At 36.2% G+C, this 16487-nt stretch carries 15 protein-coding genes; 13 read left to right on the plus strand and 2 right to left on the minus strand.

The window, feature by feature from the left end:
- Positions 1–176 precede the first annotated feature (176 nt).
- The 7 genes from ruvC to cydX all read left to right on the plus strand — a co-directional run bounded on the left by ruvC (position 177) and on the right by cydX (position 7319).
- A complete protein-coding gene (ruvC, locus tag GQR59_RS03045; RefSeq protein ID WP_160060658.1) occupies positions 177–698 on the plus strand; it encodes a crossover junction endodeoxyribonuclease RuvC in 522 nt (173 codons plus the stop codon).
- 82 nt (positions 699–780) lie between these two features.
- The gene (rarD, locus tag GQR59_RS03050; RefSeq protein ID WP_160060659.1) at positions 781–1668 is read left to right on the plus strand and encodes an EamA family transporter RarD; all 888 of its coding nucleotides are present in this window, start codon (positions 781–783) and stop codon (positions 1666–1668) included.
- Between the two features lie 132 nt (positions 1669–1800).
- Positions 1801–2424, plus strand: a complete 624-nt coding sequence (gene ruvA, locus GQR59_RS03055; protein WP_160060660.1) for a Holliday junction branch migration protein RuvA — start codon at positions 1801–1803, stop codon at positions 2422–2424.
- A 106-nt stretch (positions 2425–2530) separates the two neighbouring features.
- On the plus strand, positions 2531–3541 hold the full coding sequence (gene ruvB, locus GQR59_RS03060; protein WP_160060661.1) for a Holliday junction branch migration DNA helicase RuvB: 1011 nt from the start codon (positions 2531–2533) through the stop codon (positions 3539–3541).
- Between the two features lie 942 nt (positions 3542–4483).
- Entirely contained in the window at positions 4484–6049 is a 1566-nt protein-coding gene (locus tag GQR59_RS03065; protein WP_160060662.1) for a cytochrome ubiquinol oxidase subunit I, read from the plus strand.
- Positions 6049–7188 (plus strand): cytochrome d ubiquinol oxidase subunit II, encoded by a 1140-nt coding sequence (cydB, locus tag GQR59_RS03070; protein WP_160060663.1) that lies wholly within the window; start codon positions 6049–6051, stop codon positions 7186–7188. Before GQR59_RS03065 ends, cydB begins: the two co-directional genes overlap by 1 nt.
- 14 nt (positions 7189–7202) lie before the next feature.
- Positions 7203–7319 (plus strand): cytochrome bd-I oxidase subunit CydX, encoded by a 117-nt coding sequence (cydX, locus tag GQR59_RS03075; protein ID WP_160060664.1) that lies wholly within the window; start codon positions 7203–7205, stop codon positions 7317–7319.
- A gap of 640 nt (positions 7320–7959) precedes the next feature.
- Here the strand turns inward: cydX and cydC are convergent.
- Complete coding sequence (gene cydC / locus GQR59_RS03080; protein ID WP_160060665.1) at positions 7960–9762, minus strand: heme ABC transporter ATP-binding protein/permease CydC; 1803 nt, start codon at positions 9760–9762, stop codon at positions 7960–7962.
- Positions 9762–11573: a heme ABC transporter permease/ATP-binding protein CydD gene (cydD, locus tag GQR59_RS03085; protein WP_160060666.1), complete on the minus strand. Its 1812-nt coding sequence runs from the start codon at positions 11571–11573 to the stop codon at positions 9762–9764. The genes cydC and cydD overlap by 1 nt, the downstream gene beginning before the upstream one ends.
- A gap of 329 nt (positions 11574–11902) precedes the next feature.
- Here cydD and ybgC point away from each other — a divergent pair, with 329 nt between their 5' ends.
- The 6 genes from ybgC to pal are packed head-to-tail and all read left to right on the plus strand — an operon-like array spanning position 11903 to position 16481.
- Positions 11903–12307 (plus strand): tol-pal system-associated acyl-CoA thioesterase, encoded by a 405-nt coding sequence (gene ybgC, locus GQR59_RS03090; protein WP_160060667.1) that lies wholly within the window; start codon positions 11903–11905, stop codon positions 12305–12307.
- Positions 12297–12980, plus strand: a complete 684-nt coding sequence (gene tolQ / locus GQR59_RS03095) for a protein TolQ (protein WP_160060668.1) — start codon at positions 12297–12299, stop codon at positions 12978–12980. Before ybgC ends, tolQ begins: the two co-directional genes overlap by 11 nt.
- A gap of 5 nt (positions 12981–12985) precedes the next feature.
- On the plus strand, positions 12986–13417 hold the full coding sequence (tolR, locus tag GQR59_RS03100) for a protein TolR (protein WP_160060669.1): 432 nt from the start codon (positions 12986–12988) through the stop codon (positions 13415–13417).
- A complete protein-coding gene (tolA, locus tag GQR59_RS03105; protein ID WP_160060670.1) occupies positions 13418–14569 on the plus strand; it encodes a cell envelope integrity protein TolA in 1152 nt (383 codons plus the stop codon). It begins immediately after the preceding gene.
- A gap of 9 nt (positions 14570–14578) precedes the next feature.
- Positions 14579–15895, plus strand: a complete 1317-nt coding sequence (tolB, locus tag GQR59_RS03110) for a Tol-Pal system beta propeller repeat protein TolB (protein ID WP_160060671.1) — start codon at positions 14579–14581, stop codon at positions 15893–15895.
- Between the two features lie 28 nt (positions 15896–15923).
- Complete coding sequence (pal, locus tag GQR59_RS03115) at positions 15924–16481, plus strand: peptidoglycan-associated lipoprotein Pal (protein WP_160060672.1); 558 nt, start codon at positions 15924–15926, stop codon at positions 16479–16481.
- The last annotated feature ends 6 nt before the right edge of the window (positions 16482–16487 follow it).

Here is a 16487-nt window from a genome sequence, read left to right on the forward strand (position 1 = left end):
TGTTAAGTCATTTTTGATTACTTATATGAGGTGGCTTTTTTCATTTTGTTGAGTCACTATATTGGCTTCGTTTTTATATTTTTATTATCTTTAAATTTGCAGTAATAAAATGCGCTTACTAACTGATGAATAAGAAGATTATAAAAATGTTTTGTGTTAAATAGGTTGGGTTTTCATTGAGTATTATTTTAGGAATTGATCCTGGGTCACGGATAACAGGATATGGAGTGATTGAACAAAAAGGCAGTAAATGTATTTATATTGCAAGTGGCTGTATCCGCACTAAGGGTGACACTCTCGCGCCTAAGCTTAATATGATCTTTAATGGTATAGCTGAAATTATCCAACAATATAATCCTTCTGAATTTGCTATCGAACAAGTGTTTATGGCTAAAAACCCTGATTCTGCATTAAAGCTGGGTCAAGCAAGAGGAGCGGCGATTGTCGCTGCGACACAATCTGATCTCTACGTGTGTGAGTATTCGGCACGACAAATTAAACAAGCTGTTGTTGGAACTGGGGCGGCAACCAAAGAGCAAGTGCAATCAATGGTCATGCAAATATTAAACTTATCTGGCCGGCCACAAGCAGATGCTGCAGATGGGCTAGCAGTCGCAATATGTCATGCTCATACCGCACAATCGCTAGTTGCGATGGCTGGACAAGTTAAAAAAACGGTACGTGGGCGTTTCCGCTAATGTTGACTTTCCTAAAATAGACTATAGCTTCGAACTATTATTACCCATGAATGGGTGTTAATCGGTTATTTATCGAGAAATTATGAACAAACTATCAGAGACACAGTTAGGCATTTTTTACGCATTGGGCGCTTATCTAATGTGGGGCATTGCCCCCCTTTATTTTAAGCATTTAGGCTTTATTCCTGTTTATGAAATTCTCGCTCATCGTGTTATTTGGTCGGTAGTTGTGACTGCTTTATTAGTTTCGTATTTAAAAGACTGGCCGAATGTTATATCTGTTTGTCGTTCATATAAAAGTCTATTGATGCTAACAATGACCTCATTATTAATAAGTTGTAATTGGTTAGTTTTTATTTGGGCTATTAATAATGGAAAAATGCTAGAGGCGAGCTTAGGCTATTTTATTAACCCTATTGTGAACGTAATGTTAGGGCTGGTTTTTCTTAGTGAGCGGTTATCACGTTTAAAATGGTTTGCAGTGTTCTTAGCCTTTATTGGCGTAGCTGCACAGGCTTGGCAACTTGGTGAATTACCTTGGGTTTCTTTAGTCTTGCCATTTAGTTTTGCATTTTATGGTTTATTACGTAAAAAAGTAAAAGTGAAAGCAATCACAGGATTGTTTTTAGAAACAATGGTGGTGTTACCGATTGCCGCATTTTATTTAATGGTGATCACACATAGCGATACGTCTAACTTATTTAATAATGATTGGTCACTCAATGTATGGTTAATACTGGCAGGTGTTGTCACGGCAATGCCTTTAATATTTTTCGGGCAAGCTGCATTACGGTTGCCTTTATCGACATTAGGATTTTTTCAGTATTTAGCCCCTTCGTTATTATTTTTATTTGCCGTACTACTTTATGATGAACCCATTTCATTCATTAAAATGTTCACCTTCGCCTGTATTTGGTCCGGAATATTACTTTTTGTTTTTGAAAATAAACTGATTAAGTGGTTTAAATAAACAAACTAGATGCTTTAAATTAGCTAACTTAGCATAAAGTACTGGATATTTAGTCAGTTGTTTTTTATGCTTGTTAATATTCGTCTTTATCTTATATAGATTGTGTTCATTAATGACAAAGCAGGGAACAGTATGATTGGATTATTACGTGGTATTTTATTAGAAAAGCAGCCTCCTGAAATCTTATTGGATGTGGCTGGCGTCGGTTATGAGATTCAATTACCAATGAGCTCTTTTTATCCACTACCTGCAGTAGGTGAAGAAGCAATTGTTTATACTCATTTTGTTGTTCGAGAAGATGCACAATTACTTTATGGCTTTGCTGATAAACACGAACGTGCGATGTTTCGAGAGTTAATTAAAGTAAATGGTGTTGGACCTAAACTCGCATTGGCTATTTTATCTGGTATGTCGGCGAATCAATTTGTTCAGTGTATCAATAACGATGCAGTCACTACGTTAGTTAAGCTACCTGGTGTTGGTAAAAAAACTGCCGAGCGTTTAGTGGTTGAAATGAAAGATCGCCTGAAAAATTGGGGCGGAAGTGACTTATTAACACCAGAATCAGATAGATTGTCATTAACTAATGATTTCGAAAATACATTTGTAAGCGGCAATGCAAAAGACGAAGCAATTAGTGCTTTGATTGCTTTAGGGTATAAACCGGCTGTAGCGGAAAAAACCATACAGCAAATTTATAAAGAAGGGATGGATTGTGAAGCCCTTATCCGTAGTTCATTAAAGAATATGATGTAGACTGTCTCACGATATAACATCACTATAAATTTCTGTGTTAAGTGCGCGCTTACTGCTGCTATTTTTGTTTTAGTAAATGCTTATTTTTAAACTAATAGAGTAATTCATGATTGAAGAAGACCGCCTTATTTCAGGTACTCAAAAAACCGATGATAATTTAATAGATAGGGCTATTCGCCCTAAACTATTAGCTGATTATGAAGGGCAGCCACAAGTAAACGCACAAATGGAAATTTTCATTGAAGCGGCACGCCAGCGTAATGAAGCCTTAGATCATCTGCTTATTTTTGGACCGCCTGGTTTAGGTAAAACAACGTTATCGCATATCGTAGCGAATGAATTAGAAGTTAATATTAAAACGACATCTGGACCAATTTTAGAAAAAGCAGGGGACTTAGCGGCACTGTTAACTAACCTTGAAGAAAATGATGTGCTTTTTATTGATGAAATACATCGTTTAAGCCCGATTGTTGAAGAAATCTTATATCCAGCGATGGAAGATTATCAGCTAGATATCATGATTGGTGAAGGACCAGCTGCACGTTCTATTAAGCTAGATTTACCGCCTTTTACATTAATTGGTGCGACTACACGAGCAGGGTCGTTAACGTCACCTTTGCGTGACCGTTTTGGTATTGTGCAACGATTAGAATATTACGATTTAAAATCACTCACTAAAATTGTAATGCGTAGTGCCTCGCATTTAGAACTGATCATGGATCAGACTGGCGCAGTTGAAGTTGCTCGTCGGTCACGTGGAACGCCACGTATTGCCAATCGTTTATTACGACGAGTGCGTGATTATGCTCAAGTTAAGAAAGCTGCTGTGATTAACGCTGATATAGCTCAACAAGCATTAGATATGTTAGAGGTCGATAAAGAAGGTTTTGATTATATGGACCGAAAATTATTAATGTGCATTTTAGATACCTTCCAAGGCGGCCCTGTTGGCTTGGATAACTTAGCGGCTGCCATTGGTGAAGAAAAAGAGACAATTGAAGATGTACTAGAGCCTTATTTGATTCAACAAGGTTTTTTGCAGCGTACACCTCGTGGTCGAATCGCTACTAATCGAACTTATCTACATTTTGGCTTTGATAAACCTGCCATACCTTAGTCATATTCTGGTTATTGCTATCATAAATAACTATCATAAATAACTATCATAAATAACTATCATAAATAACTATCATAAATAACTATCATAAATAACTATCATAAATAACTATCATAAATAACTATCATAAATAACTATCATAAATAACTATCATAAATAACTATCATAAATAATTGGCATAAATAACTGTTATTGATTCACTTAATTGTCAGCTTAAAAAACAGTTTATTATCAATATGCCAATAATTTTAATTCGAATGTTTTATAATCATTTTTCATAAAGCATTATTTGAATCCAATTTTTAAAATAGTTACTTACTTTAAATTTTAATTCCTCTCTTATTCATTTCTAAAATTAGACTATCAAATAATCTCATCTGATTTTTATGCTTAGTCTTTTTATTTGGTTTAAATATTTATTTCATTTTTTAAGTTTGTATTTTAGGTTGATCAAGATCAACATTAGCAGTATAAATAACTAACTTTTGGTCATTTATTGCATATGTTAAAGCCTAGTTACATACCTGTGTTACAGGCGTTAATGGTTGAAAGGATTTACCTTCTATTGCAACATAAAGTTAACAAAATAATCTTAAAAATCAGTTTTGTTAATTGTAGATTTTATAGGTAGTAAAAAATGTTAAAAAAACTTTTGCCTGAAAATAGGATATTTTTTATCCCCCTGATCCACGAGTTAACTTTAGTTTTAACTATTAACGTTATGGTTACTATCAAAAATTTTTATTTCTCAACCCCTAATCTTTTTGATGAAAATCATATTTTTGGAGGAGTAAAAAGTAATACTGTGCTTTATCGATAATCCCCTCACCAAATAGATTCAATTAAGTCAGATAAAAATAAATACTAAATTGGTTTATAAAACCAATAAAACAGTATTTTTAAAACAACATGTTTATATATTTTAAATTTTAGGAGAAGAAAATGGACGATATTGTTGATCTATCGCGATTTCAGTTTGCTATGACTGCGATGTATCACTTTTTATTTGTGCCTCTAACTCTTGGGTTAGCTTGGATTTTACTGATTATGGAATCACTGTATGTGATGACTAAGAAAGAAATCTATAAAGACATGACTAAATTCTGGGGCAAGCTATTTGCTATCAATTTTGCATTAGGTGTAGCGACTGGTTTAACCATGGAATTCCAGTTTGGGACTAACTGGGCATATTATTCACACTATGTTGGTGATGTGTTCGGCGCTCCATTAGCTATTGAAGGCTTAATGGCATTCTTTTTAGAATCAACCTTTGTTGGCCTATTTTTCTTTGGTTGGGATAGGCTTTCTAAATTACAACATCTTACTGCCACTTTCTTTGTTGCCTTCGGTTCGAGTATGTCTGCATTATGGATCTTAATTGCAAATGCTTGGATGCAAAATCCTGTTGGTGCTGAGTTTAACTATGAAACTATGCGTATGGAAATGACTAGTTTTGCTGATGTTGTATTTAATCCTGTAGCACAAGTTAAATTCGTACATATGGTGGCATCTGGATATGTAGCCGGTGCGATGTTTGTGTTAGCAATCAGTTCGTATTATTTATTAAAAGGCCGAGACTTGGCGTTTGCTAAACGTTCGTTTGCTATTGCCGCGGCGTTCGGTACGGCTGGTATTCTGTGTACTATTATTCTGGGTGATGAAAGTGGTTACGAAGTAGGTGATGTACAGAAAGCAAAACTAGCTGCTATTGAATCAGAATGGGAAACACATCCTGCACCAGCATCATTTACGATGATTGGTTTACCAAATCAAGAGGAACAACGTACAGACTATGCTGTTAAAATTCCTTATGCTTTAGGGCTTATTGCAACACGTTCCCTTGATGGTGAAGTGAAAGGCTTAAAAGAGTTAATGGCTGAGCATGATGTGCGTATTCGTAATGGCATTATTGCTTATGGTTTACTTGAAAAACTGCGTGCTGGTGATGAAACGCCTGATAATATCGATGCATTTGAAGCGTCTAAAATTGATTTAGGTTATGGTTTATTGGTTAAACGTTATGCACCAAATGTAGTTGATGCAACGGAAGCGCAAATCCAAATGGCCGTTAAAGATAGTATTCCAGGTGTTGCGCCTATGTTTTGGTCATTCCGAATCATGGTGGGCTCAGGTATTGCTATGTTAGGTATTTTCTTATTTGCTTTATATCAATCGGCTAGAAATCGTATTGGTCAAAATAAACTGTTTCATCGAATTTGTTTATATTCTCTCCCATTGCCTTGGATTGCTATTGAAACGGGTTGGTTTGTCGCTGAATTCGGGCGTCAACCATGGGCGATCGCTGAGGTTTTACCTACACACATGGCGACTTCTTCGTTATCAGTAGAGCAACTTTGGTTTAGTATTATTTCAATTATTTGTTTCTACAGTGTCTTACTTGTTGTTGAATTCTTTTTAATGTTCCGCTTTGCCCGTCTTGGACCAAGTAGTTTAAAAACTGGAAAGTATCACTTTGAGCAACTTGAAAACCAACAGGAGTTAAAATAATGTTTGATTACGAAACGTTAAGATTAATTTGGTGGGTCCTAATTAGTGTATTACTGATTGGATTTGTAGTGACTGATGGTTTTGATATGGGGGTTGGTACGCTTTTACCTATTATTGGGAAAAGCGATGATGAGCGTCGAATGATGATCAACAGTATCGCTCCACATTGGGAAGGCAATCAGGTTTGGTTAGTATTAGCCGCAGGTGCTATTTTTGCGGCTTGGCCTGCAGCTTATGCGACAGCGTTCTCTGGCTTTTACGTTGCGATGATGTTGACTTTATTTGCCTTGTTTTTCAGACCGGTTGGTTTCGATTATCGTAGCAAAGTAGCTGACCCTCGTTGGAAAACAAGTTGGGATTGGGGAATATTTGTAGGTAGTACCGTCCCTCCTATCATTTTTGGTGTCGCTTTTGGTAATTTGCTGCAAGGCGTTCCTTTTGTTTTAGATGAATTTTTACGTGCTAATTACCAAGGCGGATTCTTCGCTTTATTGAATCCATTTGCTCTGTTAGTTGGCGTGTTTAGTTTGTGTTTATTTGTACTCCAAGGGTCTACTTGGTTGCAGATGAAAACAGAAGGTAAGTTATATGAAAGAGCTCGTAAGGTGACGTTAATTATGGCCCCTATTGCTACTTTATTATTTGCTATTGCAGGTATTTGGTTAGCTAAAGGCATTGATGGTTTTATTATTTCATCTGCTATTGATCACAATGGGGTATCTAATCCATTAATTAAGATGGTAGACGTACAACCTGGTGCATGGTTACATAATTATAGTGACTATCCGATAACAATGATTGCTCCACTTGTTGGCTTGTTATTTCCTTTGATTGCTTTTGTGATGAGTTACTTTAAACGCAGTGGTTTTGCATTCTTTGCAACCAGCATTACGCAGTTTGGTGTCTTATTGACCTGTGCTGTTAGTATGTTCCCGTTCATCATGCCTTCAAGTCTTAACCCAAGCCATAGTTTAACGGTATGGGACTCGACCTCAAGTGAAGTAACGTTAAATATTATGACCATTGCCGCTGCAATATTTTTACCTATTATTTTACTTTATACGAGCTTTGGGTATATCAAAATGTTTGGTCGTGTAGGTAAAGAATTTTTAGCTAAACATAAACATTCAGCGTATTAATTAAGGAACATTATATGTGGTATTTTGCATGGATTTTAGGTGTGTTATTAGCTTGCTCATTAGGCATTATTAATGGTCTATGGCTTGAACAAACCGAAACCAATGAAAAAGAAGATCAAGAACAAGAGTAATATTAATTTTAGCTCGACTTATTTATGTCGAGTTAATGTTACTTAATAAAATGCGATTGCTTTTAACTAAGTGATCGCATTTTTACTTATTTAACCTCAATTCTGGTTAATGAAAGCGGAATTGTATTTAAAATCAGAAGGTATTATTTTTTACTATGCAGTGCCGTTAGTTTTGCGTAGTTCAAGACGAATTATTGAAGTAATAACGGGGTATTGAGAGATAATTTAACGCAGAAATTCGCGGAAATAGCGGGGTTGTATCGCTTTGCTTATCCATAGCTGAGGTTATTTAACTTCAATAATGGGAATACAGTATTAAATATCAATCAAATAGTTAAGTTACTTTCCTTGTTCAAAATCCTTTTCGGTACATATACTTCCTAAAAGAAATAACCATTATTACTAATTGACTCGTCAATTTCCTTTTAATTTAAATCGTTACCTAACTTCAATTCTGGTTAATAAAAGCGGAATTGCATTTAAAATCATAAGTTTAACTAGATAGTGCCGTTAGTTTTGCGTAGTTCAAGGCGAATCATTAAAGCGATAACCTCTTTTGGTTAACTCCTCGGTAGAGGATTCATTAAGTTACGTTACTTATTCTGCCTAATGGTTGGCAGATTCATACGATAATACTCGCTTACTGAATTAACTGGTTATGTAAGCTTGCATAATAATCATCTGTTTGTATGAGCTCTTTATGCGAACCACTATTACGTATCGTGCCATTTTCCATTAAGTAAATGTTATCCATTTTATTCATTGCTGTTAAACGATGACTGATCATGAGGAGTGTTTTATCTTGAGCGAATTCAAATAATAGTTTTAATATGTCACGTTCAGTGCGTTTATCTAACCCTTCAGTAGGTTCATCGAGTAATAAGATAGGTGCATTGTGTAACAGTGCACGGGCAACACCAATGCGTCTTTGTTCACCACCAGATAACTGTCTACCGCCTTCTCCTAGCCAAATATCAAAAGGTTGATCTTTTTCTGTTAAATTACTGAGGCCTACCTTGTTAAGTACGGTATGTAGTTTTTTATCATTAATGTCTCGTGCTATTTTTTGCTCTGCAGCATTTTTAAATGTTTGCTGTTCTGTTTCTGGTTGGGCAAGTATTAAATTTTCTCGTAAGGTACCTGAAAAAATATAAACTCGTTGGCTTACGACAGAAATACCAGAGGTTAATGCTTTTTGAGAATATTGTTCGATACCTAGATTATCAATTTCTATTGTGCCAGTGTTAGGTAGCCATTCTCTTGTGATGAGTGATAATAAGGTGGATTTACCACAACCTGTTCGTCCTAATAAAGCTACTTTTTCTCCTGCTTTAATCGATAGATTGACATTGTTTAATACTGTTGACGTTGTGTTGTTGTTCGTTCCATCAGTGTAATTGAAGTTAATATTGTTAAGGTTAATATTACCTTGCTTAATTTGAACTGTACTCTGCTCATTAAAAACAATATCAGGTGTTTGTTCTAATAAATCATTCACTCTCGTTGCCGCATTAATACAAGAAGATAAGTGTTGGAAAGCGCCTGCAATAGGCAATAATATTTCAATACTCGCTAATGCCATAAAACCAATCATAGCCAGCATCGCTCCTGGTGGTTGATATTCACCAAAGCCTGATGATGCAATGTATAAAATAATAAGCACGATAAAACCATGACATAAAATTAATAGAGCTTGGCTAAATGCCATGACGTTAGCAACCATTTGCTGATTAGCTAATAATTTTTGCTCGGACTGTGCTAATTGTTCACGAAAGCGATCTGTTGCAGCAAATAAAGATATTTCTGAAATGCCCTGTATAAATGCTAACAATTGCACTCGATATTGACGTTTACTTTCTAATTGAAGTATTCCCGGTTGGCGCCCTAAGTAGTAGAAAAGTACTGGTAATACTAACCAGAGTCCTAATAAACTAATGCATAATATCAATGCTATTTGAATGTCGAACCAAGCAACAAACAGAAACATAGCAATCAATACAAAAAAAGCACTAAATAGTGGAGTAAGTAAACGTAAATACAAATGATCTAATGCATCTATATCAGAGACTAGTCGATTTAGTATTTCGCCTTGTCTTTTACCTTGCATGTTTGACGCACTAAGCGGTAATAATTTGCTCCATGCCCAGACTCGTAGTTGAGTAAGCAGTTTGAACGTTGCTTGGTGTGTTGATAAGCGTTCACCGTAACGACTCACTGTGCGTAGTATTGATAGAAAACGTACACCGCCAGCAGGGGTGAAGTAATTAAAGCTTTGCGTAGCCAGTAATGTTAACCCTGCAATGGCTGAAGCAGATAAAAACCACCCTGATAAAGATAATAAACCGATACCTGCTAATAACGTCAGAATACTTAACACTAAGCCAACAGACATCATTAACCATTGTTTTCTGAAAAGAAGAATAAAGGGAAGTAACACTTTCATTATATTTCTACCTGATTTTTGATTGGAGTAAGGGAGTCAACATCAGCTATATCTAATTGCATGTTTTTAAATAAACCTTCTGTTTCATTGAGAGTTTCAAAATTCCCTTGCTGCACTATCTTGCCTTTATCCATTACGATTATTTTATGGGTATTTTGTAATTGGTCGAGGCGATGGCTTATCATTATACTGCTCATGTTTTGCGTCACTTTAGCAATAGTTTTAAAAATGACTTGTTCACTGTGTCGATCTAAACTTGCTGTCGGTTCATCTAATAAGAATAGTTGAGCATTTTTAGTTAAAGCTCGCGCTAATGCGATACGTTGAGCTTGGCCAACGGAAAGACCCGCCATTTGTTCACCTATGAGATGATCTAGGCCTAATTCTTTTTCGCTAATAAAGTCCCATATACCTACTTTTTCTAACGACTCTTGTATTTTTTCATCTGATAAAGAATTGTCACCCATCGAAATGTTTTCTCGAATACTGCCATAAAAAAGTTGTGGATCTTGACCTAACCAAGCTAAATTTTTTCGCCATTGTGCTTTATCAATTGTATTCAGTTCAACCCCATTAACCAGTAAGGAACCCTGATAAGGAAGAAAACCTAATAGTGCGTTCATTAAACTGGTTTTACCTGAGCCACTGGGGCCAACGAATGCAATATTTTCACCTTGTTGTAAGGAAAAACTTATTGGGCCAATAAGTTGAGTACCGTCAAAACTATAAACACAGAATTGATTTGCTTGTAATATAAGTGGGTCATTAACATTTATTTGGTTTTGTATTTTACTGGTATTTTGTTGCTGTAATGGTAATTCGTATTCAATCAACTCTTTGAGAGCTTCAGCTGCTCCAATTGCTTGTGCCTTTGCATGGTAATGTGCCCCCATGTCGCGTAAAGGCTGGTAAAATTCAGGGGCTAGCATTAATATAAAAATACCTGTGAAAAGAGAAATGCTTTCCCCGTAATGCCCAAAATTAAGCTCTCCTAAAAAACTGAACCCGAAGTAAACGGCTAGTATCGCAATTGAAATTGCCGCAAAAAATTCTAAGACTGCTGAACTTAAAAATGCTAAACGTAACACTGACATTGTGCCTGCTCTAAATGACTCTGATGCAGATTCAATGTTTCTTAATTCAACCGTTCCTTGATTAAATAATTTAAGTGTTTTTAAACCTTTTAAACGATCCATAAAATGTCCGCTTAATTGTGTTAATACTTTGAAATTTTTACGATTTGCATCAGCGGCACCTTTACCGACTAAAATCATGAATATAGGAATAAGTGGTGCGGTCGCCAATAAGATTAATCCTGCCGCCCAATTGAGTGGGAAAACAGCAATTAATATAGTTAGGGGAATGAAACCGACTAATAGCATTTGTGGTAAGTAACGGGCGTAAAAGTCTTGTAGATCTTCAATTTGCTCTAATACAATGGTTGCCCAGCTCCCCGCCGGTTTACCTTTAATGTATGCAGGCCCTAACTCACATAGCTTGTCCAATACTAGTTTACGAACTTGTAAACGAAGGCGTTTCCCTGCTTCGAAACTAGTGCGTTCACGAGCAAAAACTAAAATAGCTCTTATCGGAATTAAACATAATAAAGTTATAAATTCATTACTTAATGCTGCTTTAGGCTGTTCTAATATAACAATGCTGTGAATGATAGTTGCAATTAGGTAAGCTTGTAATATAAGAGAAAATCCTGTTAGTACGCCTAAAGCAATCGTTAAATTGAGAAAAAAACCACAAGATTTTTTTTGTTCTTTTAGCCATTTTGTAAGTTGTTTTTCTAAAGTGATATCCATTTATATAGCTCGTTTTAGTGTTGTAATTATTCTTACATATAATGTTATGTTTTAGACCCGTTATTTATCCAGATACAATACTCAGTGCACCTACTAAATTCAACTTGAATTAGTTTACAGTGATGATGTTCTTTTAGGTAACATTTCGGTGTTTATAAATATTATAATTAATAGCTTTTAAGCTGCTCTATTTACCTTATTACTGAATTGATAGATAAGATAACATACGGATAAAAAGTACTTCTTATATCAGTATTTGATATGATTTTTAATTTAAGACAAAATAACCTATTATTTGCTTCAATTCATATCTAACAAATGGAAAAAATGTGTTAACTTCAAAATTACCAGTTCGAATTTATTATGAAGACACAGATGCTGGCGGTGTTGTTTACTATGCGAATTACTTAAAGTTTTTTGAGCGAGGCCGAACCGAGTTCTTACGTGAATTCGATATCCAACAAGATACACTTTTAGAACAAAACATTGCGTTTATGGTTAAGAAAGTTGATATGGACTGCATTAAGTCTGCACGCTTTAACCAACTTTTAAGCGTTGAGACAGAGGTTACATCTCACCGTAAAGCGAGTTTAATGTTTCAGCAAAAAGTTTTTGATGAAAACAGGGAACTTCTTTGTCAGGCTGATACTCTAATCGCTTGCGTAAATTTGCAAAAAATGAAACCAACCGCTATTCCAACAGAAATAATTGAGGTAATTACCCGTGCACGCTGATATGTCATTTTTAGGTTTATTCTTACAAGCAAGTTTGCTTGTAAAGTCGGTAATGTTATTGCTATTAGGCATGTCTATTTATTCTTGGACGTTAATTTTCTCTCGTTCAAGAATGCTTAAAGCAGCCCAAAATACACTCAAACATTTTGAAGAACGCTTTTGGTCTGGTCATGACTTAAGCCGTTTATATAAAGAAACGGCTGCTCGTAGTGAACGAGTAAATGGTGGTGAAAAAATATTTTACATGGGCTTTAAAGAGTTCTCTCGCCTACACCGTATGCCAGGGCGTAATGTTGATGGCGTAATCGAAGGGGCTCATCGTTCAATGCGCGTGACATTATCTCGTGAAATGGATGAATTAGAAGGGGGGTTGCCTGCGCTTGCAACCATCGGATCAATCAGTCCTTATATCGGTTTATTTGGTACCGTATGGGGAATTATGAATTCATTTATTGCATTAGGTGAAGTTCAACAGGCGACTCTATCTATGGTCGCACCCGGTATTGCTGAAGCATTGATTGCAACCGCAATGGGTTTATTTGCCGCTATTCCTGCTGTAATGGCGTATAACAAATTTTCAACACAAGTCGGACAGTTGGAAGCTTCTTACGTTAATCTAATGGAAGAATTTACTTCTATTTTACAACGTCAAGCTATGACTGAAGGTGAGTAAGCATTATGCGACATTCTTATCGTTCACCTAGGCGTAAACGGGTTATAGCAGAAATAAACGTAGTGCCATATATTGATGTTATGTTGGTATTACTGATTATCTTTATGGTTACAGCACCTTTAGTTACTCAAGGTGTCAAAGTGGATCTTCCACAAGCGGTTTCTGAGGCGTTACCAGAAGAAACGACACCACCGATAATTGCTTCTATAGACAAGCAGGGGCGATATTATTTGAGTTCTGGTGAAAATGCAGACGCACCGCTAGATGATAATGAAATGACTCGATTAGTTGAAGATCAGTTATTACTTGATCCGAGAACTCAGTTTATTGTTAAAGGTGACGGTGATGTTGATTATAAAACCGTTGTTAAGTTGATGGTATTGTTACAGCAAGCTGGTGTGCCATCATTGGGTTTAATGACAGAGCCTGACGAATAAATGAAAAATAGCACAAATATTATCGCATTCATTACCGCATTTTCTTTGCACCTTATTATTGGTGGGATATTGCTAATGAGTGTTGAATTTTCTTTGCCAAAAGACAAGCCTAAAGAAGCTGTTTCGATTATTGATGCAACTATTATTAATCAACAGATGCTTGATGATCTAGCAAAAAATGCAGATCAACAAAAACGTGCTAAACAGCAAGAAGCTGATGACCAGCGTAAGTTAAAAGAAAAAGAATTAGTCGAAGAAAAGCGTCAAGAAGCATTAATTCAACAAAAGCAAGACGATCAAATAAAAGCAGAAAAAGAAGCAGTACAGCGTAAACAACAAGAGGTATTACGCAAGGAGCAAGAAACTAAACGCATTGAAACAGAAAAAGCTGCGGAAGCTGAAGCATTGCAAAAGAAAAAGCAAGCCGAAGAAGCTGCAAAAGTCTTAGCAGATAAAAAGAAAGTAGAAGACGCAGCAAAACAAAAACAAGAAGCCGAGAAAAAAGTATTAGCGACTAAAAAAGAAGCTGAGCGAGTCGAAGCTGAAAAATTAAAAGCCGAGAAACTTGCAGCAGAAAAAGCGGTCAAAGAAAAAGCAGAGAAGGAAAAGGCTGCGAAAGAAAAAGCAGAGAACGAAAAAGCTGTGAAAGAAAAGGCAGAAAAAGAAAAATTAGCAAAAGAAAAAGCTGCGAAGGAAAAGGCTAAAAAAGATAAAGCAGCTAAAGAAAAAGCGGCAAAAATTAAAGCAGAAAAAGAAGCTAAGCGTAAAGCTGCAGCGGCTGCTGCTAAAAAAGAGCGTTTAAGACAAGAAGAATTAGATAGACAAATGGAAGCGGAATTCTCAGATGACTTTTCAAGTGCAAGAAGTGCTCAGCAAACATCTGAAATAGCCAAATACCAAGCGTTGATTCGTTCTAAAATAAGCCGAAACTGGAAAGTGGATTCTAGTATGAGAGGACAAACTTGTACCTTAAGAATTAAACTTGCTCCAGATGGTTTAGTGTTAAGTGCAGTAATGAGTAGTGGTGATAAAGTGTTATGTGATTCTGCTCGTCGAGCTACATTACAAGCAAATACATTACCTATTCCTAAGGATACTGAAATTGTTGGTCAGTTTAGGGACTTCGATATTAAATTAGAACCAGATCTATAAGGAATAAACATGTTTGCTCGTTTAATTAGTATATTAGTATTAGTTACTGTTTCTAGCAGTGCTTATGCTCGTTTAGAAATTTTAATTACAGAAGGTGTTAACAGTGCTCGTCCGATAGCAGTTGTTCCTTTTAAATGGTTAGGGAAAGGCAAAAAGCCTCAAAACTTCTCTGAAATTGTTGCTGCAGATTTACAACGTAGTGGTAAATTTAACCCTTTATCAATTGAAAAAATGCCTAAGACACCATCGAGTAGTCAAGATGTCGATTATGCTGCTTGGACTCTGTTAGGTATCGAAGCAATTGTGATGGGCGAAGTGAAACCTGATGAGACTGCTCCTGGTAAATATATTGTTACCTTTGAGCTACTCGATGTATTGACCGGTAATGTCAATATGCCTGATTTTAATCCTGTTATGGATAAGCGTCGTAACACCGTAACAACCGGACAACTTCGTCAATATGCACATCGTATTAGTGACATTGTTTACGAAAAATTAACGGGTGAAAGAGGGGCCTTCTTAACGCGTATTGCTTATGTTGCTGTTGATAGAGCAAGCTCTCATCCTTATCAATTACGTATTTCGGATTATGATGGTGAAGGTGAGAAGTTAGTATTGCGTTCAAAACAGCCAATTATGTCCCCATCTTGGTCTCCTGATGGTCGTAAATTAGCTTATGTAAGTTTTGAAAAACGTCGTTCTCAAATTTTCATACAAGACCTGTATACACAAAAGCGCGAACTAATGACTTCTTTTCCTAACATTAATGGTTCGCCGTCTTGGTCTCCTGATGGAACTAAATTAGCTTTAGTATTGTCAAAAGATGGGCAGCCAGAAATTTATACATTTGATATAAAAACAAAGGCATTGAAACGATTAACAAATAATCGAGTCATAGATACAGAGCCTAATTGGACACCAGATGGAAAGTCGATTATATTTTCATCTGAGCGTGGTGGAAGAGCACAGATTTATCAGGTGTCACTCACAACAGGTAAAACTAAACGTATTACTTGGGAAGGTGATATTAATTTAGGTGGCGCAGTTACCCCTGATGGTGATAATCTTGTGTTGGTTAGTCGTCATAATGGGAATTATATGATTGCCGTGCAAGACCTTGAGTCTGGTGAGTTAAGAACTTTAACTAAGACACAGTTAGACGAGTCTCCAAGTATTGCCCCAAATGGCAGTATGATTATTTACAGCACTGTTTATCAAGGTAAACAGGGCTTAGCATTAGTTTCGATGGATGGTCGATTTAAAGCGAATATCCCAGCGAATAATGGTGAGGTTAAATCACCAGCATGGTCGCCATTTTTACAATAATTTAATATAAACGTACTAAGGAAATAAAATGAATCGTTCTATGATCACAAAAGGCTTGTTGATTGCTTTACCAATGTTAGCACTAGGTGCTTGTTCTTCAACTTCAGATATTGATGCAGAAGCTCAACGAATTGCAGATCAAGCAGCTGCAGACGCTGCTGCCGCGCAACAAGCAGCTCAAGATGCAGTACAAACTGATACAATTCAAGCAATTCAATTAACTGCTGAAGAGCAATTAGTTGAAATGTATACAAGTGCAATATTAGAAACTACAATTAACTTTGAGTTCGATCAATCTGTGATCTCTCCTAAGTACGCGTTAATCTTAGATGCACATGCTAAATACTTAGTAAACAACACTGACAAATCAATCACGATTGAAGGTCATGCTGATGAATTAGGTACACCTGGATACAACATCGCATTAGGCGAACGTCGTGGTCTATCTGTTTCAACTTACCTAGAAAACATGGGTGTTGCGGCAAGCCAAATTACAGTTGTAAGTTACGGTGAAGAAAAACCAGTTAACCTAGGACATAACGAAGCTGCTCGTGCTGAAAACCGTCGTGCAGAACTAGTTTACTAATTTCAT

It is taken from the genome of Psychromonas sp. L1A2, assembly GCF_009828855.1.
Taxonomy (GTDB): Bacteria; Pseudomonadota; Gammaproteobacteria; order Enterobacterales; family Psychromonadaceae; genus Psychromonas.

Coding starts and splice junctions, on each gene's coding strand:
- tolB (WP_160060671.1), top strand. CDS start 14,579: ATGTTTGCTCGTTTAATTAGTATATTAGTATTAGTTACTGTTTCTAGC.
- GQR59_RS03065 (WP_160060662.1), top strand. CDS start 4,484: ATGGACGATATTGTTGATCTATCGCGATTTCAGTTTGCTATGACTGCG.
- pal (WP_160060672.1), top strand. CDS start 15,924: ATGAATCGTTCTATGATCACAAAAGGCTTGTTGATTGCTTTACCAATG.
- cydX (WP_160060664.1), top strand. CDS start 7,203: ATGTGGTATTTTGCATGGATTTTAGGTGTGTTATTAGCTTGCTCATTA.
- cydB (WP_160060663.1), top strand. CDS start 6,049: ATGTTTGATTACGAAACGTTAAGATTAATTTGGTGGGTCCTAATTAGT.
- ruvA (WP_160060660.1), top strand. CDS start 1,801: ATGATTGGATTATTACGTGGTATTTTATTAGAAAAGCAGCCTCCTGAA.
- rarD (WP_160060659.1), top strand. CDS start 781: ATGAACAAACTATCAGAGACACAGTTAGGCATTTTTTACGCATTGGGC.
- tolA (WP_160060670.1), top strand. CDS start 13,418: ATGAAAAATAGCACAAATATTATCGCATTCATTACCGCATTTTCTTTG.
- tolR (WP_160060669.1), top strand. CDS start 12,986: ATGCGACATTCTTATCGTTCACCTAGGCGTAAACGGGTTATAGCAGAA.
- cydD (WP_160060666.1), bottom strand. CDS start 11,573: ATGGATATCACTTTAGAAAAACAACTTACAAAATGGCTAAAAGAACAA.
- ruvB (WP_160060661.1), top strand. CDS start 2,531: ATGATTGAAGAAGACCGCCTTATTTCAGGTACTCAAAAAACCGATGAT.
- cydC (WP_160060665.1), bottom strand. CDS start 9,762: ATGAAAGTGTTACTTCCCTTTATTCTTCTTTTCAGAAAACAATGGTTA.